Source organism: Brevundimonas sp., assembly GCF_041648115.1.
In the GTDB taxonomy this organism is placed as follows: Bacteria; Pseudomonadota; Alphaproteobacteria; order Caulobacterales; family Caulobacteraceae; genus Brevundimonas.
Map to the genome: position 1 here is coordinate 80,607 of NZ_JBAZPR010000013.1, position 22,996 is coordinate 103,602.

A 22,996-nucleotide genomic window follows, 5' to 3' on the forward strand; every position below is an offset into this window, starting at 1 on the left:
CGGACCCCTCGCCTATGACCTCACCTTCCTCGACTGTCGTCACCCGCTTCGCTCCCTCGCCGACAGGCTATCTGCATATCGGCGGAGCGAGAACAGCATTATTCAACTGGCTGTACGCCAAGAGACACGCTGGGCGTTTTCTGATCCGTGTCGAGGACACAGACCGCGAGCGGTCTACCGAAGAGGCCGTCAAGGCCATCTTCGACGGCCTGAGCTGGCTGGAACTGTTCGCCGATGAAGAGCCGGTGTTCCAGTTCAGCCGCGCCGACCGCCACCGCGAGGTGGTCGATCAACTGCTCGAAACCGGCCACGCCTACCGCGACTTCACCTCTGCCGAGGACACCGGTCGTCTGCGCGACGAGGCCAAGGCCGAGCGGCGCACGTTTGAATCACCCTGGCGCGACCGTGACCCCACCGTCGATGACCTGGCCCTCCCCCACGTCGTGCGCTTCCGCCGACCGAAGTCGACGACCGTCACTGTTGCTGACGAGGTTCAAGGCGCCGTCAACTGGTCGACCGACGATCTGGACGACTTGGTGCTGCTGCGCTCGGACGGCGCACCGACCTATAATCTCGCGGTCGTCGTGGACGACCACGACATGGGCGTGACCCACGTCATCCGCGGTGACGATCATCTGAACAACGCCGCCCGTCAGAGCTTGATCTATGACGCCTTGGGCTGGACACGTCCGACCTTCGCTCACATCCCGCTGATCCACGGCCCCGACGGCGCCAAGCTGTCGAAGCGTCATGGCGCCCAGGCGGTGCATGAATATGCCGAAATGGGCTATCTGGCCGAGGCCATGCGCAACTATCTGGCCCGCCTGGGCTGGGCGCACGGTGACGACGAACTGTTCAGCGACGCCCAGGCGGTGGAATGGTTTGACCTCGCCGGCATCGGCAAGGCGCCGGCGAGGCTGGATTTCGACAAGCTGGCCCACGTCAACTCTCACTGGCTGCGCCTTGCGGACGATGAGCGGTTGTCCAAGCTGACGCTGGACGCGCACCTGCAGCGCGGACACAGCCTCGCCGAAGCGGACGAGGCCCGGCTTCAACGCGCTATGCCCTTCGTCAAGGATCGCGCCAAGACTGTGCTGGACCTGGCCGAACAGACGGCCTTCGTGCTGAAATCCCGCCCTCTGACCATAGACGAAAAGGGCCAGGCCCTGCTGAGCGGTGAGACGCTGGAGCGCCTCTGCCGCCTGCGCGACCGGCTGGCCCTGTTCCAGTCGTGGGACGTGTTCGCGCTGGAAGCAGAACTCAAGGCTTTCGCCGAATCCGAGGGCGTTGGCTTCGGCAAGATCGGTCCGCCGATGCGTATGGCCCTTACCGCTGGGTCAACATCACCTGATATTGCGCGAACTTTGTCGGCTCTTGGGCACGACGAAAGTCTCGGGCGCTTGGATGATGCGCTGCAACAGACTAAGTGATCACCCACAAACCAAAAAGCGGCCGACGCCTCCCCGCGCCTGGACGTATGATGCAAAGGGGCATTCATGACTGAACAAGCCAAAACCGCCAGCTCGGCGACCCTGTCCTTCGAGGACAAGACCATCGAGTTGCCGGTCCTTTCGGGCTCCACCGGCCCGGACGTCATCGACATCCGCAAGCTCTATGCGGGAACGGGCGCCTTCACCTTCGATCCCGGCTTCACCTCCACGGCCGCCTGCGAATCGGCCCTGACCTATATCGACGGCGACGCCGGCGTGCTGTTGCACCGCGGCTATCCGATCGACCAACTGGCGTCGAAGTCGAACTTCGTCGAGGTCTGCCACCTGCTGCTGCACGGCGAACTGCCGACCGCCGCGCAGTACGAGAAGTTCGAGAACAGCATCACCACCCACACGATGCTGCACAGCCAGTTCGATCGCTTCTTCGAAGGCTTCCGCCGCGACGCCCACCCGATGGCGATCATGGTCGGCACCGTCGGCGCGCTTTCGGCCTTCTATCACGACAGCCTGGACATCCATGATCCGGTGCAGCGCGACATCTCGGCCATCCGCCTGATCGCCAAGATGCCCACCATCGCGGCTCGCGCATACAAATACCATATCGGCCAGCCGTTCGTGTCGCCGCGCAACGACCTGTCCTATGCCGAGAACTTCCTGCGCATGTGCTTCGCCGTGCCGGCCGAGGACTATCACGTCGATCCGGCCCTGGTTCGCGCCATGGACCGCATCTTCACCCTGCACGCCGACCATGAGCAGAACGCCTCGACATCGACCGTGCGTCTGGCCGGTTCGTCGGGCGCCAATCCGTTCGCCTGTATCGCCGCCGGCATCGCCTGCCTGTGGGGCCCTTCGCACGGCGGCGCCAACGAGGAGGCGCTGACCATGCTCAAGCAGATCGGCACCCCGGAAAACATCCCGGAGTTCATCCAGGGCGTGAAGGACCGCAAGTACAAGCTGATGGGCTTCGGCCACCGCGTGTACAAGAACTACGACCCGCGCGCCAAGGTTATGCAACAGTCGGCCTATGAAGTGCTGGCCGCCACAGGCCGCGAGAACGACCCGCTGTTCCTGGTCGCCAAGGAGCTGGAGAAGGTCGCACTGTCGGACGAATACTTCACCTCGCGCAAGCTGTTCCCGAACGTCGATTTCTATTCGGGCATCACCCTGTCGGCGATGGGCTTCCCGACCACCATGTTCACCGTCCTGTTCGCCCTGGCCCGCACCGTGGGCTGGATTTCGCAGTGGCAGGAAATGATGGCCGATCCCTCGCAGAAGATCGGCCGCCCGCGCCAGCTCTACACGGGCCCGACCGAGCGCGATTACGTGCCGATCGAACAGCGCGGCTGATCGACAGCTTCAAGTCTGAACTGCAGAACGCCGGGGAACCATCCCCGGCGTTTTTCTTTGCCGTCAGACCAGCTTCAGATCGGCGAACCGCGCGGCCAAGTCATCCAGGTCGCGGTGCATGTGGGCGACGCCGATTGCGGCGGCGCCCAAGGCCATGTCGTCGCCTTCCATGGCCATGGACAGGGCCAGGCTCTGGTCGATGGCCCCCATCGGCGCGGCGGCCTTACCCTGCGAAAAGGCTTCCAGCTGCTCCACCGCGCGCGCCGCGTCCTGTGACCAGGGATCCAGCCGCGTGCCTGCGCCTTCGGCCTGAAAACCACGCCCCAGAATCACGATGTCGCTACGCACCCGCCAGAAGGCGCGTGCCAGGGCCGCGCGGTCCGCGGTCTCACGCTGGGGCCCCGGCAGATCGATCACATTCTTCGCCGCCTGACCCAGCGCATCCAGCCGTCGTTTCAGATCGGTATGGCGTCGGGTGATCTCGGACGCGTCCGACGCATCGCCGTTCGATATCAGAGACAGCAGCGCCGCCGCTTCCCCCGCCGCCTCACGCGCCTGCAGCTTGAACGACTGACGGGCGTGTCGGGGAAACAGCGCCAAGATGGCCATCACACCGACGCCGCTGCCGACCAGGATTTCCATCACCCGATCCAGAGCCAGCGACGCCGGCCCTTCCGCCCCGGTCCCGCCCGCGATGACGATGGTCGCCGTCACGGGCGCGATCTTCAGCCAGGGGCGGCCAGTTCCGAAAAACGCCAGCAAGGCCGTGGATGCGGCGATGCTCAGGGCCATGCTTTCCATGCCGGGCGGCCGCAGGAAGGCGAAGACCGCACCAGCCAACGCGCCCGTCACCGTGCCGTGGCCCGATCCCGCGCGACGGTCAGCACCCCGCCCCCGACGCTGGCCTGGATGACAACGATGGCGGAGATCACACTCCAGTAGGGGTGCGGCAGGTTCAGCCATGTGGCGAGATAGAGGGCGGCCATGGCGCCGACCGCCATCTGCAGCGCGGCCCGAACCTCGGCGGCGCGCCGAGGACTGAGGGCCCGCCCCATCGTCAGGCCTTCCGTTTGGCGGCGATGACCTTCAACACGGCGTCCGCCGCCAACTCCGACGGGTCCGCTCCGCCGCGCCCCATCAGATCCAGGGCCGCTGTCTGACGTTGCGCCTGTTCGACCGCCATTGCCGGATCGGACAGCAACCGACCAACCGCCGCCGCCAGGATGGCGGGTGTCGCCTCGTGCTGGATAAACTCGGGCGCGATCCGGTCGTCGGCGGCGATGTTGAACAGTGTGACGTGTTTCGCCGTCACCAACCGCTTCATCAACTGATAGCTCAGCCCGTCGATCTTGTATGCGATGACCATCGGCGCACCGGCCAGGGCCAATTCGGTGGAGACCGTTCCGCTGGTGGCCAGGGCGACCGTCGCGGCGCGCATGGCGTCGTATTTCTGGGCCTCGTCCACCAGATGCACCCGGAACGGCCAGGCCGCGACCCGTCCCGCGACATCCTTGGCCACCGTCCCGGCGGCGACGACGGCGATTTCCAGAGTCGGATCGATGGCCTTCAACTTGCCGATCGCCGCTTCATAGACAGGCGTCATTCGTGTGATCTCGCTGGGGCGGCTGCCCGGAAGCACCAGCAGCAGCTTGGCGTTGGCGGCGATGCCGCGTCGCGCACGGAAGGCTGCGCCGTCGGCGCCGGCCATATCGACATGCAAGGCGGACGAGCCGACTACGGTCGTCGGCAGACCTTCCCGCTCGAACCAGGGGGCGTCGAAGCTGTAGAGCGCCAGCAGATGATCCACCGCACCTGCCAACGTCCTGGCTCGGCCCGGCCGTGACGCCCACACCTGCGGCCCGACGTATTTGATCAGAGGCACGTCCGGGCGCGCCGCGCGAATGGCCTTGGCGACACGGATCGTGAAGCCCCAGCTGTCGATCAGGACCACGGCGTCGGGCTTTTCTCGCTCGGCCAGCGCCGCCGTCTCCTCGACGCGGCGCTTGACCTTGCCATAGGCGCGAAGGCCCTCGATCCAGCCCAGGATCGACAGTTCGGCGATGTCGAACGGGCTGACGACGCCCTCCGCCGCCATCCGGGGACCGCCGACGCCGACGAAAGTGACGTCCGCACCCAGCCGCGCTTTCAGCGCCTTGGCCAGACCCGCGCCGAGTGCGTCGCCCGAGGCCTCGGCCGCCACCAGCATGATCTTCAGCGGGCTGCTCATCGCGCTTCGCCCCACACGAACAGGCCCAGCCGGTCCGCCGCCGCAATGATGGCCGCGCGGTCGATCAAGATCAGCCGCCCTACCACCCCGCCGATGCCCGCCAGGCCAGCCGCCGCCGCCATCTCGACCGTGCGCGGTCCGATCACCGGCATATCCACCCGCAGGTCCTGGATCGGCTTGGGCGCCTTGCCCAGCGCGCCCTTGCGGTCACCGGTCGAGCCGCGCAGATCGGTCGGCAGTCCCGCGACCCGGCTCAGCATGGCGTCGGTCCCCTCTTGGGCCTCAACCGCCAGCACCAGGCCGTCACACACGACCGCGCCCTGACCGATGTCCAATTCGCCTGACTTTTCTGCGACGTGCAGCGCCTTCTTCAGATCTGCCAACTGCTCCGGCGTCGGTGAAACGGCGCCCAAGGCCCCAGCAGCCAGCGTGTCTCCACCCAGTATGTCGTCGGCGCCCTCGACGGCGAAGCCTTCGGCCTCGAACACCGACAGGATCTTGCGCAACAGGGCGTCATCGCCCTTGGTCGCCGACGCCACGATGCCCGGCAGCAGGGTCGCGCCTTTGAAATCTGGCTTCAGCGTTTTGAAATCAGGCCTGTTGACGATGCCCGCCAGGCAGACCGTCGTGCAGCCCTCGGTCTTCAGCGCCTTCAGGATGGCGCCGATCTGGGCCATGCCGAACTCGGCGCCCGGCCAGCGGATCAGGTGGGGATCGGCGAACCCAGCCAGACGGATCAGGAAGATAGGCCGCCCCTCTGCATCGCACCGCGTCGCCACTGCCGCCGGCAGGTCGCCGCCGCCGGCGATCAGGCCCAGCTTGCCGGAACCGGTCATTCCGCGTTCGGCAGGCACAGCGGACGCCGCCCGCCGTCGCGGATGAAGGCGATGATCTCCATGATCTCGGGCAGGTCGGCATAGGTGTCGGCTACGCCGTCGATCCGACCCGCGAACTCGCCCTGCCCCTCGAACAGGTCGCGATAGGCCGCCAGCAACCGGCGCACCTGGTCCTTGCCATAGCCCTTGCGCTTCAGCCCGATCAGGTTCAGCCCGCGCAGTCGCGCGTGATTGCCCCAGGCCGAGCCATAGGGGATGACGTCGCGGGTCACGGCCGCCAGACCGCCGATGATCGCCCCCTGCCCCACGCGCCCGTTCTGGTGCACGGCGCACAGGCCGCCCAGAAAAACCTTGTTCCCAACCTGGGCATGACCGCCCAGGGTGGCGTTGTTGGCCATGACGACATTGTTCCCGACCACGCAGTCATGGCCCACATGGGCGCCGGTCATGAACAGGTTGCTGGCGCCGACCACGGTCACGCCTGTCCCCTGCGGCGTTCCCCGGTTGAAGGTGCAGTGTTCGCGGATCAGGTTGTTCTCGCCGATCTCCAGCCGCACCGGCTCGCCCTTGTATCCGTTGTGCTGGGGGTCGCCACCGATGACCGCGAACGGATGGATCACCGTCCCGGCGCCGACCGTCGTGTCCTGCTGAACCACCACGTGACTGACCAGACGCGCGTTCTCGGCCAGGACCACATTCGGCCCGACGGTGCACCAGGGCCCGACCTCGACTCCGTCGGCCAGGGTCGCCGTGGTGTCGATCAGGGCGGTCGGGTGGATGGTCATCAGGCGGCGGGCGCTGGAACGGGAACGGTCACGACCATGGCCATGAACTCCGCCTCGGCCGCCAGCTTCCCGTCGATGAAGGTCTCTCCGCGGAACTTGTAGGCGTCGCCACGCGCCTTGATCACCTTGACCTCCATGCGCAGCTGGTCGCCCGGCCGCGCGGGCTTGCGAAAGCGCACGCCGTCGATGGACATGAACATGATGACCTTGTCGGCCACAGCCACATCCAAGGTCTTGGACATCAGCAGGGCGCCGGTCTGGGCCATGGCCTCGACGATCAGCACGCCCGGCATGACCGGATCGATCGGGAAGTGGCCCGGGAAGAAGGGCTCGTTGTGGGTGACGTTCTTGATGCCTACGATGGAGGTCCGGGGCACGAAGTCCTCGGCCTTGTCCACCAGCAGGAAGGGATAGCGGTGCGGCAGCCGCCGCATCACCTCGGCGTAATCGATCTTGCCGTCTTCGCTCATCCCTATGATTCCTTTGGAGCCTTCTTTGCAGAGGCCTGTTTGGCGAGCCAGATCGTCTCGCGCAAGAACTGTCGGATCGGACGCGCCGGATAGCCGGACCAGGTCTCACCCGCCGGAATGTCGGCCAGCACGCCTGCACCGGCCGCGACACGCGCGCCCTCGCCGATGGTGATGTGGTCGCCGACCCCCGCCTTGCCGCCGAAAATGACGTTGTCACCGCTGGTGACGGATCCTGAAATCCCCGTGTTTCCGGCCATCAGATTGTTGCGGCCGATGACGCAGTTGTGGCCCACCATGACCAGATTATCGATCTTGGTGTTCTCGCCGATGACCGTGTCGTCATAGGCGCCTCGGTCGATGCAGCTGTTGGCGCCGACCGTGACACCGTCCTGCAGTATGACGCGGCCCAGCTGTGGGATGTCCATGGCGCCGGCGGCCGTTCCGGTGGCGCCGAAGCCCGCCTCGCCGATACGCGCCCCGGCATACAGTTTCACCCGGTCGCCGATCAGGGCGAAGCCGACCGTGACGTTCGAGCCGATGACGCAATCGCGGCCAATCTGAACGCCGGGCGCGATGACGCTGTTGGCGCCGATGCGGGATCCGCGACCGATACGGACACCCTTGCCCAGGATCGCGCCCGGTTCGACCACGACGCTGTCGTCCTCGGCCGCCTCGTCGCGCGTGATCGCCGCGTCGAGCGTGATGGGCCGATGCAGAAGAAGCGACGCCTTGGCCCAGGCGGCCTGAGGCGTTCGCGAGACGATCACTGCCGCGTCTTCAGGCGCCACTTCAGTGGCCTCGGCCGGCACGATCACGCAGCCGGCCTTTGTCGCCGTCAGGGCCGAGGCGAACTTGCGGTCGCCCAGAAACGTGATCGCGCCCCCGTCCGCAGAGGACAAGGGCGCGACGGAAGCGATCATGCGATCCCCGCCCCGCGCGACCTCGCCGCCAATCTGAGCCGCCAGTTCGGCGACGCTGAGGGGCGACAGGGTTTCGAAGAAGCGAGAATCCGGCATCGGCGGCTTAGTTGGCGGCCGCCGGTTGAGCTTGCGTCTGAGCCGGCACCGGCAGGCGGTTGAAGCTCAGGGTCGGCAGGGCGGTGTTCAGACGCTGGATGGCCAGATCGGTGACGTCCATGGCGGGGTTCATCATGAAGACGCTCTCACGGTCGAGCAGCAGACCGCAGCCCTTTTCTTGATACAGCGCGGTCAGGATCGGCGAGACGGCTTCGGTGATGGCCTGGCGCTGCATGCCCAGGGTGTAGCGCAGCTCGTTTTCGCGGGTGGATTCCAGTTGCTGGGCTTCCTGCGCGCGCTGTTGCAGAGCTTGACGACGCTGCTGAAGTTGGTCGGCCGGCAGGCTGGAGCCCGACGTCTGAAGCTGCTGGGCTTCGGTCTGGATTTGGGTGGCGTAGGGTTGCAGTTCGCCTTGAACTTCTTGGGCCAGTTGCTGCATGCGGGCTTCGACAGCCTGACCGGCCGACGACTGGGCCAGCAGACGTGCGTTGTAATAGACGCAGACGCCGGGGATGACCGGGCCGGGGTTGGCGGGAGCCGCCTGTTGCGCCGAAGCGGCGGTGGCGATGAGCGAAGCGGCGGCGGTCGCCGCGATGATCAGAGCTTTCATTGGGTTTCCTCGTGCGGTCGAAAAGCCGCGATTAGAACTGGGTGGATGTCGAGAAGCGGAAGGATTCCGTCTTGTCGTAGACTTCCTTGGACAGAACCCTGGAGATGTCGAAACGGATCGGCCCCATCGGCGATTTCCAGTGAACGCTGATGCCGGCCGACGCCCGCAGCGACAGCTCGTCGGCGATAGTGGTGTTCACAGTGCCCGTGGATGTCAGTTTGTAGCGGTCGTCAAGCGCGCCCAGCGTACCAAATTCGGCGAACAGCGAGGTCTTGATGCCGTACTGCTCGGGCAGGTAGTTTGGCAACGTCAGCTCGACCGTGCCGATAGCGTAAAAGTTGCCGCCCAACGCGTCGGTCCTGTTGAGATCGCGTGGCCCCATACCGGCCGTCTTGAAGCCGCGGAAGCTGTTTCCGCCCTTAAAGAAGCGGTCGTTGATGCGGATAGGGTCACCGTTCCAGCCACTGATGTAGCCGGATGAACCCTGGACGCTGACGACCCACGCCGGCGTAAAGCCATAGTACCATTTGGCGTCGACCTCGGTCTTCACATAATTTACGTCTCCACCCAGACCCGCCAGGTCTTGGCGCAACGACCCGGACCATCCGCGCGTGGGACGGATCGGGTCATTGGTGTAGTTCATCTGCAGCGTATAGCCCGCCGACGAGTTGATGTAGCTACCGATCTGGTCGCACAAAGCCGAGGTTCCCCGGCCTGCGCCGGCGCAGAATCCAGACGGAACGATGATCTCGTCAGACTTCAGGAAGTAGCGCGTGCTAAGCAGCATATTGCCGTTCAGCGGGTAGGACAGTCGCAGACCCGCGCCGGTCGAACGATAGTCGTAAGACGAAAATCTGCTCAGGTCGTAGCGGGAGTGGAACAGGTCAAAGCCGGCCCGCAGATCACGGCCCAGGAATTTCGGCTCGGTGAAGCGGAAGTCCACCTGCTGGCGCAGCGTACCCCATTCCAGACGCGACACCACATTCTGACCGCGCCCGCGGAAGTTCCGCTCCGAAATGCCCAGGTTGACGGTGAAGGAGTCGACCGAGCTGAAGCCGGCGCCGACGGACAGTTCGCCGGTCGGCTGCTCCTGAACGTTGACGTTGATGATCGAGCGGTCCGGCGCGCTGCCGCGCGTTTCCTCGACCGTCACATCCTTGAAGAAGCCCAGTGCACGCAGGTTGTTGCGCGACCGCTCCATCAGGGCGCGGTTGAAGGCGTCGCCTTCGGTCAGCAGCAGTTCGCGGCGGATGACCGGGTCGATGGTGCGGGTGTTGCCGACCACATTGATGCGGTCGATATAGACCCGCTGGCCTTCCGACACATTGAAAGTCACATCGACCGTGTCCGTCTCGGGATTGGCTTTATAGGTCGGGTTGATCTCGACGAAAGCATAGCCAGCCGACCCGGCGGCGAAGGTCAGGGCATCGACCGCCTGCTCGATCTTGTCGCTTTCATAAAGGTCGCCCGAACGGATCGGGATCAGCCGCTGCAGGAAGTCGGGATTGAGCCGGTCGTTCTGGGTGACGACCTTGACCTCGCCGAAGTTGTACTTTTCACCTTCGTTCAGCGTCAGCGACAGCTGGAACGCCTGATCGTCGGGCTGCAGCTCGGCGACCGACGAAACGACGCGGAAATCATAATAGCCGCGGTTCGTATAGAACTTCCGCAGTTGCTCCTGATCGTACTCAAGGCGGTTGGGATCATAATTATCGTTGTTCGAGAAGAACTTCCACCAGGTCGACTTCTCGGTGACCATCACGCCGCGCACGTCGCGATCCGAGAAGGCCTGGTTGCCCAGGATGTTGATGGCGCTGATCCCGGTCTGCGGACCTTCGTTGATCTCGAAGATGACATCGACGCGGTTCTGCTCCAGCTGCACCAGCTTGGGCGTCACGGTCGCGGAAATCCGGCCTTGCAGGCGGTACAGTTCGACGATGGCGCCGACGTCTTCCTGAACCTTGGCGCGGGTATAGATGCCGCGCGGGGCCAAGGTGACTTCCTTGGTCAGTTTGTCCTTCGAAAGCGCCTTGTTGCCCTCGAACACCACCTGGTTGATGATCGGGTTCTCGACGATCTGAACGATCAGGTCGCCATTCTGGATACCCAGTTGAACATCGGCGAACAGGCCGGTGCGCGACAGGGTGCGCACGGCGACGTCCAGCACTGAGGCGTCGACCGCGTCACCGGGGCGGATCGGCAGATAGGACAGGACCGTCGTCTGGTCGATCCGCTGGGCGCCTTGGACGATGATACGGTTGATCGTGATCGTCTGCGGCGCAGCGATCTCGACGCGTGGCTCGGCGCCAGCGGCGGCGGGCGCCGGCGTCGCAGTTTGGGCAGGAGCCGGGGCCGGCGTGGCGGGCGCCGTCGCGGGTGCGGTCTGGGCCAGCGCAGGCGCGCCGAGCCCTGCGGCGACCGCCAGAGCCAGCAGGCTAGAACGGGCGCTCAGTCGAACGGCGGCGCGAGAGGTCATGTCATTCATTCGGGAAACCATCGGGGGCTGGCGTCGGCTCACGAGACGAGCCCGCCGAGGAATTGGAAGAGGTTGAGCTTCTGTAGGTCGTTCCACGTCGCGAACAACATAAATCCCGCCAAAAGCGCAAGGCCTGCACGATAGCCCATCTCCTGGAACCGCGCCGACACAGGCTGCCTGGCTACGGCTTCGTAGCCGTAGAAAAGCAGATGCCCGCCGTCGAGGATCGGGATGGGAAGCAGGTTTAGAAAGCCGATTCCGATCGAAAGTATGGCGGCCAAGGTTGTCAGCGTCAGGATCAGGTTGATTGCAATGGCTCCGGGAGCCGGATTGGCCTCGACCGCAGCGGTCGTCAGCGATCCCGTCGCCTTGGCGATGCCCAACGGTCCGCTGAACTGATCGCCCGACTCGCGACCGGTCACTAGACGTCCGAGATAGGTCAGGGTCGAGCCGATCACGTCGCCGGTCTGGCGCACGCCTTCGACCACGGCGCCGACCGGGCCGTAACGAACATGGCGCACATCGCCGGCCGACGACCCCAGGCCCAGTCCGATGCGGCCGACCTTGACCCGTCCGGCGATGGGGTCGTTCTCTTCACGGCGTTCGGGCGTGGCGATCAGTTCGACCGGCTGCCCGGCGCGTTCGACGGTGAAACGGACAGGGTCGCCGGTGGAGAGCATGACGGTGCGCGTCACCGCGCTGCCATCCTTGATGGCCTTGCCGTTCACATCGGTGATCAGGTCGCCGACCTGGAAGCCGGCGGTGGCTGCGGGCGATCCCGCCTGAACCTGAGCCACGCGGGCGGGGCGCAACGAAACGCCCACAGCCATGAAGACGACCGCAAAGATCGTGATGGCCAGGATGAAGTTGGCGACCGGACCGGCCGCGACGATCAGCGCGCGCTGCCACACCGGCTTGAAGTGGAAATAGTCGCGCTCGGCGCCGGGTCCGCGCTCGGCGACCACCCTCTGGCGCAGTTCGTTCAGCCCCGCCTGATCCGGCACGCTGGAGGCGTCCAGATCGCCAGAGAACTTCACATAGCCGCCTAGCGGCAGCCAACCCAGCCGCCATTCGATGCCGTGACGATCGGTGCGGCTGAACACGGCCTTGCCGAAGCCGACCGCGAAACGATCCACCTTCACGCCAAAGGCGCGCGCGACGAGGAAGTGACCCAGTTCATGGATGGTGACGATGAACGTCAGCACCAGCAGGAACGAGGCGATTGAGATCAGGACCTGACCCAGGACGCCCAGCATTCGAAAATCGTCTCCCCTCGCCTGCTATCAGGCCGCGTTCGCAAGACCGGCGATGACGGACCCGGCCATTCGACGCGTCTCGGCATCGACCGAAAGGGCCGCGCCGCAGGCGTCTCCAGAACCGAAAGCCATCCCCGCTTTCGTCGCACGCTCAAGGGTTTCGGCGACGACTGCGGCAATATTGAGAAAGGCCAGCTTGCGGTCAAGAAATGCGAAGGCCGCAACCTCATTCGCCGCATTGAACACGGCGGGCGTTGCGCCTCCCGCCTTCAACGCCTGACGGGCCAGATCCAGGGCCGGGAAGCGCGCCAGATCGGGCGCCTCGAACGTCAGCCGACCCAGAGCCGCCAAATCCAGCTTGGGCGCCGGCCAGGCGATGCGGTCAGGCCAGGCCAGGGCGCAGGCGATGGGCGTGCGCATGTCCGGCGGCCCCATCTGGGCCAGCGTCGAACCATCCACATATTCCACAAGGCTGTGGATGATCGATTCAGGGTGCACCACCACGTCGATTCGGTCCTGCGGCATGTCGAACAGATAGGCCGCCTCGATCATCTCCAGGCCCTTGTTGGCCATGGTGGCGCTGTCGACCGAAATCTTGGCGCCCATGCTCCAGTTCGGATGCGCCACCGCCTGTTCGGGCGTGATGCCGATCATCCGTTCGCGCGGGGTCTGGCGGAAAGGCCCGCCCGATGCGGTCAGGATCAGCTTGGAAACCCGTTCGGGCGCTTCGGCCGGAAAGACCTGGAAGATGGCGGAGTGCTCGGAATCGACCGGGATCAGCCGTCCCCCAGCCCGCTTGACCCGTTCGATCAGCGCCGGCCCGCAGCAGACCAGGCTTTCCTTGTTGGCCAGCGCCAGGGTCGCGCCGGTGGCCGCCGCCGCCCATGCCGACTTCAATCCTGCCGCGCCGACGATCGCGGCCATGATCCAATCGACTGGCCGCGTCGCCGCCTCGACGATGGCGGCGTCGCCGGCGGCGACCGCGATATCCGTGCCGGCCAAGGCGTCGCGCAATTCGTGCAATCTCGCAGGATCGGCCGTGACCGCCACCTTCGGACGCCAGCGTCGCGCCTGCTCGGCCAATTTGGCGATATTGGCTCCGCCGGTCAGCGCCTCGACCTCGAAGGCGCCAGTGCCTGTCGCTTCGGCCTGAGCCATCAGATCCAGCGTCGAGGCGCCGACCGATCCGGTCGATCCCAGCACCGTGACGCGACGCCGGATCACGCGCCGCGCTCCAGCAACAGGACGATCAACCGCCCGGCGGCGACCACGACGACCGCGAACATCAAACCATCAACTCGGTCCAACAGGCCGCCGTGACCAGGAATGGTGTTGCCCGCGTCCTTGACCCCGAACCGCCTTTTCAGCGCCGATTCCCACAGGTCGCCCGCCATGGTCGCCAAGGCGGCCGCAAAGCCCAGCACCGCGCCCCACACGACGGTCAGCGCGCCCATATCCAGCCAGGCGGTCATGATGGCGCCCGCAATGGCCCCGGCGACGATACCGCCGATGAACCCGGACCAGGTCTTGTTGGGCGAGAAACGCGGCCATAGCTTGGGTCCGCCGAACGTCGATCCCGCCAGATAGGCCAGGATATCCGCCGACCAGGCCACGGCGAAGACCAGTACGGTCCAGTGCAAACCGACGACGCTGTCCACGTCGCGCAGCCAGATCAGCAGGACCGAAGGCCAGCCGAGATAGAGCACGCCATAGGCCGCATCCAATGCCTCCTGCCCCCGGCTGCGGGCATAGACACCAGCCGCGACAGCGCCGAACACCAGCATGACGAAGGCGACGGACATGGCGCCGAAATGGGCGCTGATCACCGCCGCAACGACACCGAAACTGACGGCGCCGCCCATGACGCGGCGGGCGTGCGGCGCGCTCATCGACGCCCATTCGAAGGCCAGGACGATGCTGGCCACGGTCATCAGCGCCAGGAACCAGATGCCCCCAGCCCAGGTCGCGGCCACGGCGGCGGGCGCCAGCACGACGGCGGAAGCGGCCCGAAGGGCGATGTCGCGTCCCTTGACCGCCATCAGGCCGTCGCGCGCACGGGGGCGACCTCTCGACCGCCATAGCGACGGTCACGTTGCCCAAAGGTGGCGATCGCCTCGGCAAGGGCCTTGGGCCCATAGTCGGGCCACAGGACGTCCTGGAACACCAGCTCGGCGTAGGCCGCTTCCCACAGCAGGAAGTTCGACAGGCGCTGCTCGCCGGACGTGCGCACGATCAGGTCCAGCGGCGGCGCGCCCGCCGTGGCTAGACCGGACGCCAGGACGGCCTCGGTGATCGGTTCGGCCGTCTCTCCCGCCAGAACCCGGTCCATGTGTCGCCGCGCAGCGTCCACCAGATCTGCCCGGCCGCCATAGTTGAAGGCGACTTGCAGCAAGAAGCGGTCGTTATGCGCCGTCTGGGCCTCGGCCCTTTCGATGATGGCGGCGATGTCGGCAGGCAAACCTTCGCGACGGCCCAGGATTCTCAGACGCACACCCGCTTTCGCCAGACGCGCCAGATCGCTGGCCACATAGGTCCGCACCAGACCCATCAGGTCGGACACCTCGTCCTCGGGCCGGCTCCAGTTCTCGGTCGAGAAACCGAACACCGTCAGACACTCGATGCCCAGATCGGGCGCCGCCTGGATCGTCCGCTTCAGCGCCTGTACGCCCTCGCGATGACCCAGAGCGCGCGGCAAGCCCCGCGCCTTCGCCCAGCGGCCATTGCCGTCCATGATTATGGCGACATGACGCGGCCCATCGGGACCCCGTCCCTGTGGGCGTTGGCCAGAAGGCGCGGCGCTGTCTGCCGTCATCTGTGGTGTGATCCCTTCGGGGCCAAGCCGTTTCGCCTCAGACCTGCATGATCTCTTGCTCTTTGGTCTTCAAGGCCTCGTCGATGCGCTTGATGGCCGCGTCGGTTTCCTTCTGGACCTCAGTCTCCATCTTCTTCTGCTCGTCCTGGCTGATCTCGCCGGCCTTCTCGGCCTTCTTCAGGTCGTCGTTGGCGTCGCGGCGGACGTTGCGGACCGAAATCTTCTGCTGCTCGGTGTATTTTCCGGCCAGCTTGACCAGATCCTTGCGACGTTCCTCGGTCAGGGGCGGCACGGGGATACGCAGCGTCTGGCCGTCGACGATGGGGTTCAGGCCCAGGTTGGCGTTGCGAATGGCCTTCTCGACCGCGACGACCATGCCCTTGTCCCAGACGTTGACGCTGATCATGCGCGGCTCGGGCACGCTGATGGCGGCGACGGCGCTCAGCGGCGAGGCCGAGCCATAGGCTTCGACCCGCACGGGCTCCAGCAGGCCGGCGTTGGCGCGTCCGGTCCGCAGGCCGCTGAACTCTTCCTTCAGGGCGGTGACCGACCGCTCCATGCGGTCGCGGTATGTCTTAAGTTCAGGCTTTGCCATGGTCTTGGTCTCTCTTGTCTTTCCTGGTCACGCAGACGTTCAAGCGACGTCCTGAATGACCGTGAACGTGCCTTCGCCGGTCAGGGTCCGGCGCAGCGAGTTGTCTTCCCGAATGGAGAAGACCACGATCGGGATGCCCGTGTCGCGCATCATGGCGATGGCCGACGCATCCATGACCCGCAGATCCTTGGCCAGAACGTCCTGGTAAGTCAGGGTCTCGTAGCGGGTGGCGGTCGGATCCTTCTTGGGATCGGCGGTATAGACGCCGTCCACGCTGGTGCCCTTCAGCAGGGCGTCGCAGCCCATTTCGGCGGCGCGCAGCGCGGCGCCTGAGTCCGTGGTGAAGAAGGGTGCGCCGACGCCGGCGGCGAAGATCACCACCCGTCCCTTTTCCAGATGACGCAGGGCGCGGCGGCGGATGTAGGGTTCGGCGATGGCCGCCATCGGAATGGCGCTCTGCACGCGAGTCGATACGCCGATCTTCTCCAGCGCCGACTGCATCGCCAGGGCGTTCATGATGGTGGCCAGCATGCCCATATAGTCGGCCTGGGCGCGTTCCATGCCTGCTGCGGCCTTGGACAGGCCGCGGAAGATGTTGCCGCCGCCGATGACCAGGCAGATCTCGACGCCTTCGGCCGCGACGTCCGCGACCGACTTGGCCACAGCATCGACGGTGTTCATGTCGACGCCGAACGACTGATCGCCCATCAGCACCTCGCCGGAAACCTTCAGCAGGACGCGTTTGTAGCGGAAGGTCGAGGTGGCGTCGGGCATGCGGGAAGGTCCGTTTGACTGCGGCGCCATTGAATCAGGCGACTTCTTATAGACGAAGGGCGCGCCGGCCATCAAAGCCGAACGCGCCCTTCTGATACAAAACCCTCACGAATGAGGGGAAGACTTGTTAGTTGCCGCCCATCATGGAGGCGACTTCCGACGCGAAGTCGGGGCCTTCGACCTTCTCTACGCCTTCACCCAGCGCCAAACGGACGAAGCCGGCCAGGTGCAGGTTGGAGGAGCCCAGTTCCTTGGCCGAGTTGGCGACCAGCTGTTCGATGGTCACGTCCGGGTCCATGACGAACGGCTGCTTGGACAGCACCACGTCCTTCTGGAACTTGTTGATCTGGCCTTCCACGATCTTGGCGATCATGGCTTCCGGGCGACCTTCTTCCTTGGCCTTTTCGGTCAGAACGGTGCGTTCCTTCTCGATGGCGGCGGGGTCCAGGTCATCGGTGTTCAGCGACAGCGGAGCGGTTGCTGCAACGTGCATGGCGATCTTGCGACCCAGTTCGCGAAGAGCGGTCTTGTCGCCCTCGCCTTCCAGAGCCACCAGCACGCCGATACGGCCCACGCCCGGCGAAACAGCGTTGTGGACGTAGGTCGAGACGACGCCTTCCGACACCGACAGGCGGGCGGCGCGGCGCAGTTGCATGTTCTCGCCGATGGTGGCGATCATGTTGGTCACTTCGTCCTGAACAGTCTTGCCGGCTTCCAGTTCGGCGCCGTGCAGGGCTTCGACCGTGTGGTGGTCCAGACCCAGTTGGGCGAACGACTTGGCGGCGTTCTGGAACAGTTCGTTGCGAGCGACGAAATCGGTCTCGGCGTTGAACTCGATGGCGGCGGCGACTTCGCCCTTGCCGTCTTCCTTGGACGCGACGGCGACCAGGCCTTCAGCGGCGACGCGGTCGGCCTTCTTGGCGGCCTTGGACAGGCCCTTGGCGCGCAGCCAGTCGATCGATGCTTCGATGTTGCCGTCGTTTTCGACCAGCGCCTTCTTGCAGTCCATCATGCCGACGCCCGAACGCTCGCGAAGTTCCTTCACGAGGGCGGCAGTGATCTCGGCCATGTTCTTCTCCTTGGGGGATTTCGTATGTGGGAACGGCCGGACTGACTTAGCCCGGCCGTGTGTCAGTTCGTCAGGCGGCGCTCATAGCGCGAACGCCGTCCTGCGGGCGATCAGCCCGCGGCCTTCTCGGTTTCGACGGCGTCGTTCGCTTCCGAAGTGGCGGCCTTGGCGGCTTCGTCGGCGACAGCCGGCTCAGCGGGGGCCGGTTCAGCAGCGGCTTCCAGTTCGGCGGCGACCGATTCCGTACCAGCCGGAGCGGCATCGGCTTCAACCGGGGTCGAGGCTTCACGCAGCATGGGCTCTTCCGGATTGATCGCAGCGCCCAGGTCCACGCCCGAGGCCGAAGCGCCGGCGGCCAGACCGTCCAGGACGGCGTCGGCGATCAGGTCGCAGTAGGTCTGGATGGCGCGGGCGGCGTCATCGTTGCCGGGGACCGGATAGGTGATGCCGTCCGGGTCCGAGTTGGTGTCCAGGATGGCGATGATCGGGATGTTCAGCTTGCGGGCTTCCTGTATCGCGATCGCTTCCTTGTTGGTGTCGATCACGAACATGATGTCCGGGATCGAACCCATGTCCTTGATGCCGCCCAGCGACAGTTCCAGCTTGTCCTTCTCGCGCTCCAGGTTCAGCAGCTCCTTCTTGACGCGGCCTTCACCGCCGTTCTCGAGGATGCCTTCCAGTTCGCGCAGACGGGCGATCGAGCCCGAGACGGTACGCCAGTTGGTCAGCGTACCGCCGAGCCAACGGTTGTTCATGTAGTACTGGGCGCAGCGCTTGGCGGCTTCGGCGACCGGCTCAGCGGCCTGGCGCTTGGTGCCGACGAACAGGACGCGACCGCCCTTGGCGGCGACTTCGCGCACGGCCACCAGAGCCTGGTGGAACAGCGGCATCGTCTGCGAAAGGTCGATGATGTGGATGTTCGAGCGCGAGCCGAAGATGTAGCGATCCATCTTCGGGTTCCAGCGGTGCGTCTGGTGGCCGAAGTGAGCGCCTGCTTCAAGCAGGGTACGCATCGAGAATTCTGGCAAAGCCATGATCGTTCAGTCCTTTTTCCGATCAAACGTGGCGCGGGGGATTAAAGGTCTGACGACCCTCGGAATGGAGCGTATCGGGATGTCTCCCCGAAGCGCGCCTCACCCGCGTTGCGAAATGCGGGGGCGATGTAGGCCGGATGGGCCGCAATAGCAAGCTCTGCGGACATCAGCTCTCTGGCTGAGCCTCGATCCTCGCCTTCAGCCAATCCCACCGATCCTGGTATTCAGAGAGGTGCTCACGCTTCTGTTGGACACAGAGCTCATCGAATATGCGCCTTGTTCGGCAAAAGATGCGGTGGACGCTGACTTCTCGCCCAGCACGGCCAATGCCTCCGCATAGCTCATGATGAATGCCGTTGGGGCGATCATGACGCGCCAGACATAAATCATGGTGATGCCGCGCTCGGCGTATTTGGCGTTCAAGCTGAAAGCTTCGCCGGTGGCGCACTTCAGTTGCAGAGGCAACGCCTTGATGCCGCCGACACCGGCTTCCTTGAATGCGATAAGATCGATCCCGGAATCGACCACGGGCGTCGCCACCTCGATACCGTGAGCGAGAAGCCTGGAAACCACCCAACTTCTGCCTGCAAGTTCGACCTCGCGCGAATTGCGCCCGGCCATCAGGCGTCCTCCAGCATCACCACGCCGGGCGCAGATTTCAGAGCGCCACGCAGGGCGCCGTCGAGGCGGTAGCGGCCGGGAATTTTGACCTCCACCTCACGCCCCTGCTCCAGGCCCGCGATCATGAAGGAAATCTCCCCGCCCTTGCCGATCGCCCCGGAGCGGGCGCGCTCCAGCCGGGCCTTCAGCGCTTCGGCGTCCGCGCTGCGGGCCGAGACGTGGATGCGCAGGCCGATGTTGGCGTCGTCCAGCAGGTTGTCCATACGCGAGGCGTCGTCCCCGAAGAAGCGCACCTCCCCTTCCGACGACTTGGCGCGCACCCGCACCATGACCGAGGCGCCGGGCTCCAGTACCTCGCGGCATTTGCGCAGTTGCTCAGGCGGGAAAAGACATTCGAACTCGCCCGTGGGGTCCGAGAAGGTGACGAAGGCGAACTTCTCGCCCGTCCGCGCGCTGGCCCGTTCCTGCTTGCGACGCACGACGCCCGCCATCTGGAAGGCCTCATGGCCGGACTCGGCCAGAGGAATGGCCTCGGCGACGAAGGTGACGCGCTTGCGCCTCAGGGCCGATGTCATCTCGTCCAGCGGGTGGCCGGACAGATAGAAGCCCACGGCCGACAGTTCGTGATCAAGCCGTTCCGGCCCGACCCAGGGTTCGACGGTCTTCAGCCGCGGACGGCCGACGTGGGCCTGGTCGCCGCCGAACAGGTTGACCTGAGACGAGGCGCGCTCGGCCGCCACGCTCTGGCAATAGGCCATCAGCACATCGGCCTGTTCCAGCAACTGACGCCGGTTGGGGTGGATGCTGTCGAAGGCGCCGGCCTTGGCCAGGCCTTCCAGCGCGCGCTTGTTGACGCTGCGGGGATCGACGCGTTCCAGGAAGTCGAAGATGTCGGCGAAACGGCCGCCCGTCTCGCGCACCTCGATGACGTGTTTCATCGCCTCCAGGCCCACGTTGCGGATCGCGCCCAGGGCGTAAAGCACCGCCCCCTTGTCGTCGTCGAAGGCCACGTCGAAGTCCGCTGACGACCGGTTGATGTCGGGCGAAAGCACCGGCACCTCGAACCGTCGCGCGTCCTGATAGAAGACCGCCAACTTGTCGGTGTTCGACAGGTCCAGGCTCATCGACGCGGCGAAGAACTCCACCGGCTGGTTGGCCTTCAACCAACCCGTCTGGAACGAGATCAGCGCATAGGCGGCGGCGTGGGACTTGTTGAAGCCATAGCCCGCGAACTTGGCCACCAGATCGAAGATGGAGCCGGATTGAACCTCGGGCACCGTCTTTTCCAACGCTCCCGCGATGAAGCGCGCCCGCTGGAAGTCCATCTCCTCCTTCTTCTTCTTGCCCATGGCGCGACGCAGCAGGTCGGCCTCGCCCAGGCTGTAGCCCGCCAGGATCTGGGCGATCTTCATCACCTGTTCCTGGTAGATGATGACGCCGTAGGTCTCGGTCAGGACCTCCTTCAGGCTGGGGTGCAGATAATCGACCTCGGCCCGACCGAACTTGCGGTCGATATAGGTGTCGATCATCTCCATCGGTCCCGGCCGATAGAGGGAAATCAGGGCGGTGATCTCTTCGATGGAGCCGCAACGCATCTTGCGCAGGGTGTCGCGCATGCCCTGGGATTCCAGCTGGAACACCCCGACCGTCTGGCCCGAGGCCATCAGCTCATAGGTGCGCGCATCGTCCAGCGGCAGCGTATTCCAGTCCTTGGCCGCGCCGCGCCGTTCCAGATAGGCGCGGGCGCGGTCCAGCACGGTCAGGGTCTTCAGGCCCAGGAAGTCGAACTTGACCAGACCCGCCGGCTCGACCCACTTCATGTTGAACTGGGACGCGGGAATGGTGGAGCGTGGATCCTGATACAGCGGCACCAGCTCCGTCAGCGGCCGGTCGCCGATGACGATGCCGGCGGCGTGGGTCGAGGCGTTGCGATACAGCCCCTCCAGCTCCAGCGCCGTTTCCAGCAGGGTGCGAACCGCCGGTTCGGCGTCCCTCGCTTCCTTCAGGCGCGGCTCCAGTTCGATGGCCTGGGCCAGGGTGACGGGCGCAGCCGGGTTGTTCGGCACCATCTTGCAGAGCCGGTCCACCTGGCCCAGCGGCATCTGCAGCACGCGGCCCACGTCACGCAGAACGGCCCGCGCCTGAAGCGTGCCGAAGGTGATGATCTGGGCCACCCGGTCCTTGCCGTAACGGTCCTGGACGTAGTCGATCACCTCCTCGCGCCGCTCTTGGCAGAAGTCGATGTCGAAGTCGGGCATGGAGACCCGCTCGGGATTCAGGAACCGCTCGAACAGCAGGCCGAACCGCAAAGGGTCCAGATCGGTGATGGTCAGGGACCAGGCGACCAAAGACCCGGCGCCGGAGCCCCGCCCAGGCCCCACGGGAATGCCATGGGTCTTGGCCCATTTGATGAAGTCCGCCACGATGAGGAAGTAGCCCGGGAACCCCATCTGCTGGATGATCCCGACCTCCCACTCCAGACGGGTCCAGTATTCCGCCTCGGGAAAGGCCGGCGCGACCTCGGTCAGGCGAACCTTCAGCCCCTCGCGCGCCTGGTGCGCCAGTTCGTCGGCTTCGGAGCGCCCTGCCCCGGTGTCGAATCGCGGCAGGATGGGCGCGTGGGTCTCGACCAGGAAGGCGCAACGACGCGCGATGTCGATGGTGTTGTCGCAGGCTTCTGGCAGGTCGGCGAATAGTTCGCGCATGACGGCGGCCGGCTTGAACCAATGCTCGCCGGTGATGCGGCGACGATCCTCCTGACCGGTGAAGGCGCCGTCGGCGATGCACAGCAGGGCGTCGTGCGACTTCGCCTGTGCCGCCTTGGCGTAATAGACGTCGTTGGTGGCGACCACGGGCGTGTCGTTGGCGTAGGCCCATTCGACCAGACCCGGCTCGGCCCGTTTCTCGTCATCCAGCCCGTGGCGTTGAAGTTCGACATAGAAGCGGTCGCCGAAGGCTGCCTTGATGGTCGCCAGGGTCGCGGCGCCTTCAACCTTGTTGCCTTGGGCGAAAAGCGGATCGACCGGGCCGTCCGGGCCGCCGGACAGCAGGATCAATCCTTCGGAACGCGCCACGACCTGTTCCCAGGACACGCCCGGCTCGGCCATCTCGCCCGCGTCCAGATAGGCTGACGACGACAGCGCACACAGATTCAGCCACCCGGCGGTATTCTGAGCCAGCACCACTACGGTCGGAACCTTGGCCCAGCGCGCCTTGATCTGGCCGCCGATGCCGAAGACCGGCAAGGCGCAGGCCACGAGAGGCTGGACGCCCGCCTCCTTGGCCGTCTGGCTGAACTCCAGCGCGCCGAACAGGTTGGCCCGATCCGCGACCCCGACCGCCGGCATGCCCGCATCGGCCGCCAACTTGCCGACCTTGGCCGCCTTGATCGCGCCTTCCAGCAGCGAATAGGCCGAGCGGACCCGCAGATGGACGAAACCCTGACTGTTCACCGGCTCCCTCACACCTTCTCCGACCTCGCCCCTGGATGGGCTGCCTATCCTGACCTGACTCTCATATCGGGCGGCGATCAACCATCACAAACCCGTTCTCGGGCGGATGGGCTGTGGATCACTGACTTCAGACGGTCATCGACAAAACACTGTCTAATCCGTCTA

General features: G+C 65.4%; 21 protein-coding genes. 2 read left to right on the forward strand and 19 right to left on the reverse strand.

The window, feature by feature from the left end; translation table 11 throughout:
- Positions 1 to 14 precede the first annotated feature (14 nt).
- Positions 15 to 1,430, forward strand: coding sequence for a glutamate--tRNA ligase (gltX, locus tag WC597_RS13005; RefSeq protein WP_372693804.1), 1,416 nt, complete (start codon positions 15 to 17; stop codon positions 1,428 to 1,430).
- Between the two features lie 66 nt (positions 1,431 to 1,496).
- The gene (gltA, locus tag WC597_RS13010) at positions 1,497 to 2,798 is read left to right on the forward strand and encodes a citrate synthase (protein WP_372693806.1); all 1,302 of its coding nucleotides are present in this window, start codon (positions 1,497 to 1,499) and stop codon (positions 2,796 to 2,798) included.
- 63 nt (positions 2,799 to 2,861) lie between these two features.
- On the opposite strand, the gene WC597_RS13015 is transcribed toward gltA, so the two are convergent.
- From WC597_RS13015 to dnaE, 19 genes are all read right to left on the reverse strand, one after another.
- Positions 2,862 to 3,650, reverse strand: a complete 789-nt coding sequence (locus tag WC597_RS13015) for an FUSC family protein (protein ID WP_372693808.1) — start codon at positions 3,648 to 3,650, stop codon at positions 2,862 to 2,864.
- On the reverse strand, positions 3,647 to 3,853 hold the full coding sequence (locus WC597_RS13020; protein WP_372693810.1) for an FUSC family protein: 207 nt from the start codon (positions 3,851 to 3,853) through the stop codon (positions 3,647 to 3,649). Before WC597_RS13020 ends, WC597_RS13015 begins: the two co-directional genes overlap by 4 nt.
- A gap of 2 nt (positions 3,854 to 3,855) precedes the next feature.
- Complete coding sequence (lpxB, locus tag WC597_RS13025; protein WP_372693812.1) at positions 3,856 to 5,025, reverse strand: lipid-A-disaccharide synthase; 1,170 nt, start codon at positions 5,023 to 5,025, stop codon at positions 3,856 to 3,858.
- Positions 5,022 to 5,861, reverse strand: coding sequence for an LpxI family protein (locus WC597_RS13030; protein WP_372693814.1), 840 nt, complete (start codon positions 5,859 to 5,861; stop codon positions 5,022 to 5,024). The genes lpxB and WC597_RS13030 overlap by 4 nt, the downstream gene beginning before the upstream one ends.
- Positions 5,858 to 6,646 (reverse strand): acyl-ACP--UDP-N-acetylglucosamine O-acyltransferase, encoded by a 789-nt coding sequence (gene lpxA / locus WC597_RS13035; RefSeq protein ID WP_372693816.1) that lies wholly within the window; start codon positions 6,644 to 6,646, stop codon positions 5,858 to 5,860. The genes WC597_RS13030 and lpxA overlap by 4 nt, the downstream gene beginning before the upstream one ends.
- Entirely contained in the window at positions 6,646 to 7,116 is a 471-nt protein-coding gene (gene fabZ, locus WC597_RS13040; RefSeq protein WP_372693818.1) for a 3-hydroxyacyl-ACP dehydratase FabZ, read from the reverse strand. The genes lpxA and fabZ overlap by 1 nt, the downstream gene beginning before the upstream one ends.
- Positions 7,117 to 7,118: 2 nt before the next feature.
- Complete coding sequence (gene lpxD, locus WC597_RS13045) at positions 7,119 to 8,132, reverse strand: UDP-3-O-(3-hydroxymyristoyl)glucosamine N-acyltransferase (RefSeq protein ID WP_372693820.1); 1,014 nt, start codon at positions 8,130 to 8,132, stop codon at positions 7,119 to 7,121.
- Between the two features lie 7 nt (positions 8,133 to 8,139).
- Positions 8,140 to 8,742: an OmpH family outer membrane protein gene (locus tag WC597_RS13050; RefSeq protein ID WP_372693822.1), complete on the reverse strand. Its 603-nt coding sequence runs from the start codon at positions 8,740 to 8,742 to the stop codon at positions 8,140 to 8,142.
- A 31-nt stretch (positions 8,743 to 8,773) separates the two neighbouring features.
- Positions 8,774 to 11,227 carry an outer membrane protein assembly factor BamA gene (bamA, locus tag WC597_RS13055; protein WP_372693824.1) on the reverse strand — a complete coding sequence of 818 codons (2,454 nt, stop codon included), beginning with the start codon at positions 11,225 to 11,227 and terminating at the stop codon, positions 8,774 to 8,776.
- Between the two features lie 29 nt (positions 11,228 to 11,256).
- On the reverse strand, positions 11,257 to 12,474 hold the full coding sequence (locus WC597_RS13060) for an RIP metalloprotease (protein WP_372693826.1): 1,218 nt from the start codon (positions 12,472 to 12,474) through the stop codon (positions 11,257 to 11,259).
- 27 nt (positions 12,475 to 12,501) lie between these two features.
- Positions 12,502 to 13,698 (reverse strand): 1-deoxy-D-xylulose-5-phosphate reductoisomerase, encoded by a 1,197-nt coding sequence (gene dxr / locus WC597_RS13065; protein ID WP_372693828.1) that lies wholly within the window; start codon positions 13,696 to 13,698, stop codon positions 12,502 to 12,504.
- A complete protein-coding gene (locus WC597_RS13070) occupies positions 13,695 to 14,513 on the reverse strand; it encodes a phosphatidate cytidylyltransferase (RefSeq protein WP_372693830.1) in 819 nt (272 codons plus the stop codon). The genes dxr and WC597_RS13070 overlap by 4 nt, the downstream gene beginning before the upstream one ends.
- Positions 14,513 to 15,286, reverse strand: coding sequence for a polyprenyl diphosphate synthase (uppS, locus tag WC597_RS13075; RefSeq protein ID WP_372693832.1), 774 nt, complete (start codon positions 15,284 to 15,286; stop codon positions 14,513 to 14,515). The genes WC597_RS13070 and uppS overlap by 1 nt, the downstream gene beginning before the upstream one ends.
- 37 nt (positions 15,287 to 15,323) lie before the next feature.
- A complete protein-coding gene (gene frr / locus WC597_RS13080) occupies positions 15,324 to 15,881 on the reverse strand; it encodes a ribosome recycling factor (RefSeq protein ID WP_135195906.1) in 558 nt (185 codons plus the stop codon).
- A 39-nt stretch (positions 15,882 to 15,920) separates the two neighbouring features.
- Positions 15,921 to 16,655, reverse strand: a complete 735-nt coding sequence (gene pyrH / locus WC597_RS13085; protein WP_372693834.1) for a UMP kinase — start codon at positions 16,653 to 16,655, stop codon at positions 15,921 to 15,923.
- 127 nt (positions 16,656 to 16,782) lie between these two features.
- Positions 16,783 to 17,724 carry a translation elongation factor Ts gene (tsf, locus tag WC597_RS13090; RefSeq protein WP_372693836.1) on the reverse strand — a complete coding sequence of 314 codons (942 nt, stop codon included), beginning with the start codon at positions 17,722 to 17,724 and terminating at the stop codon, positions 16,783 to 16,785.
- Positions 17,725 to 17,834: 110 nt separating this feature from the next.
- Complete coding sequence (gene rpsB, locus WC597_RS13095) at positions 17,835 to 18,758, reverse strand: 30S ribosomal protein S2 (protein WP_372693838.1); 924 nt, start codon at positions 18,756 to 18,758, stop codon at positions 17,835 to 17,837.
- 198 nt (positions 18,759 to 18,956) lie between these two features.
- Positions 18,957 to 19,379, reverse strand: a complete 423-nt coding sequence (locus WC597_RS13100; RefSeq protein WP_372693840.1) for a hypothetical protein — start codon at positions 19,377 to 19,379, stop codon at positions 18,957 to 18,959.
- Positions 19,379 to 22,831 (reverse strand): DNA polymerase III subunit alpha, encoded by a 3,453-nt coding sequence (gene dnaE, locus WC597_RS13105; RefSeq protein WP_372693842.1) that lies wholly within the window; start codon positions 22,829 to 22,831, stop codon positions 19,379 to 19,381. Before dnaE ends, WC597_RS13100 begins: the two co-directional genes overlap by 1 nt.
- Between the last annotated feature and the right edge of the window lie 165 nt (positions 22,832 to 22,996).

What these genes read in the sequence shown, in the direction of transcription:
- fabZ (WP_372693818.1), bottom strand. Translation starts at nt 7,116, where the DNA reads ATGAGCGAAGACGGCAAGATCGATTACGCCGAGGTGATGCGGCGGCTG.
- tsf (WP_372693836.1), bottom strand. Translation starts at nt 17,724, where the DNA reads ATGGCCGAGATCACTGCCGCCCTCGTGAAGGAACTTCGCGAGCGTTCG.
- rpsB (WP_372693838.1), bottom strand. Translation starts at nt 18,758, where the DNA reads ATGGCTTTGCCAGAATTCTCGATGCGTACCCTGCTTGAAGCAGGCGCT.
- bamA (WP_372693824.1), bottom strand. Translation starts at nt 11,227, where the DNA reads ATGAATGACATGACCTCTCGCGCCGCCGTTCGACTGAGCGCCCGTTCT.
- lpxA (WP_372693816.1), bottom strand. Translation starts at nt 6,646, where the DNA reads ATGACCATCCACCCGACCGCCCTGATCGACACCACGGCGACCCTGGCC.
- WC597_RS13070 (WP_372693830.1), bottom strand. Translation starts at nt 14,513, where the DNA reads ATGGCGGTCAAGGGACGCGACATCGCCCTTCGGGCCGCTTCCGCCGTC.
- lpxD (WP_372693820.1), bottom strand. Translation starts at nt 8,132, where the DNA reads ATGCCGGATTCTCGCTTCTTCGAAACCCTGTCGCCCCTCAGCGTCGCC.
- gltA (WP_372693806.1), top strand. Translation starts at nt 1,497, where the DNA reads ATGACTGAACAAGCCAAAACCGCCAGCTCGGCGACCCTGTCCTTCGAG.
- uppS (WP_372693832.1), bottom strand. Translation starts at nt 15,286, where the DNA reads ATGACGGCAGACAGCGCCGCGCCTTCTGGCCAACGCCCACAGGGACGG.
- WC597_RS13050 (WP_372693822.1), bottom strand. Translation starts at nt 8,742, where the DNA reads ATGAAAGCTCTGATCATCGCGGCGACCGCCGCCGCTTCGCTCATCGCC.
- gltX (WP_372693804.1), top strand. Translation starts at nt 15, where the DNA reads ATGACCTCACCTTCCTCGACTGTCGTCACCCGCTTCGCTCCCTCGCCG.
- lpxB (WP_372693812.1), bottom strand. Translation starts at nt 5,025, where the DNA reads ATGAGCAGCCCGCTGAAGATCATGCTGGTGGCGGCCGAGGCCTCGGGC.
- WC597_RS13020 (WP_372693810.1), bottom strand. Translation starts at nt 3,853, where the DNA reads ATGGGGCGGGCCCTCAGTCCTCGGCGCGCCGCCGAGGTTCGGGCCGCG.
- WC597_RS13060 (WP_372693826.1), bottom strand. Translation starts at nt 12,474, where the DNA reads ATGCTGGGCGTCCTGGGTCAGGTCCTGATCTCAATCGCCTCGTTCCTG.
- WC597_RS13100 (WP_372693840.1), bottom strand. Translation starts at nt 19,379, where the DNA reads ATGGCCGGGCGCAATTCGCGCGAGGTCGAACTTGCAGGCAGAAGTTGG.
- WC597_RS13030 (WP_372693814.1), bottom strand. Translation starts at nt 5,861, where the DNA reads ATGACCGGTTCCGGCAAGCTGGGCCTGATCGCCGGCGGCGGCGACCTG.
- frr (WP_135195906.1), bottom strand. Translation starts at nt 15,881, where the DNA reads ATGGCAAAGCCTGAACTTAAGACATACCGCGACCGCATGGAGCGGTCG.
- pyrH (WP_372693834.1), bottom strand. Translation starts at nt 16,655, where the DNA reads ATGCCCGACGCCACCTCGACCTTCCGCTACAAACGCGTCCTGCTGAAG.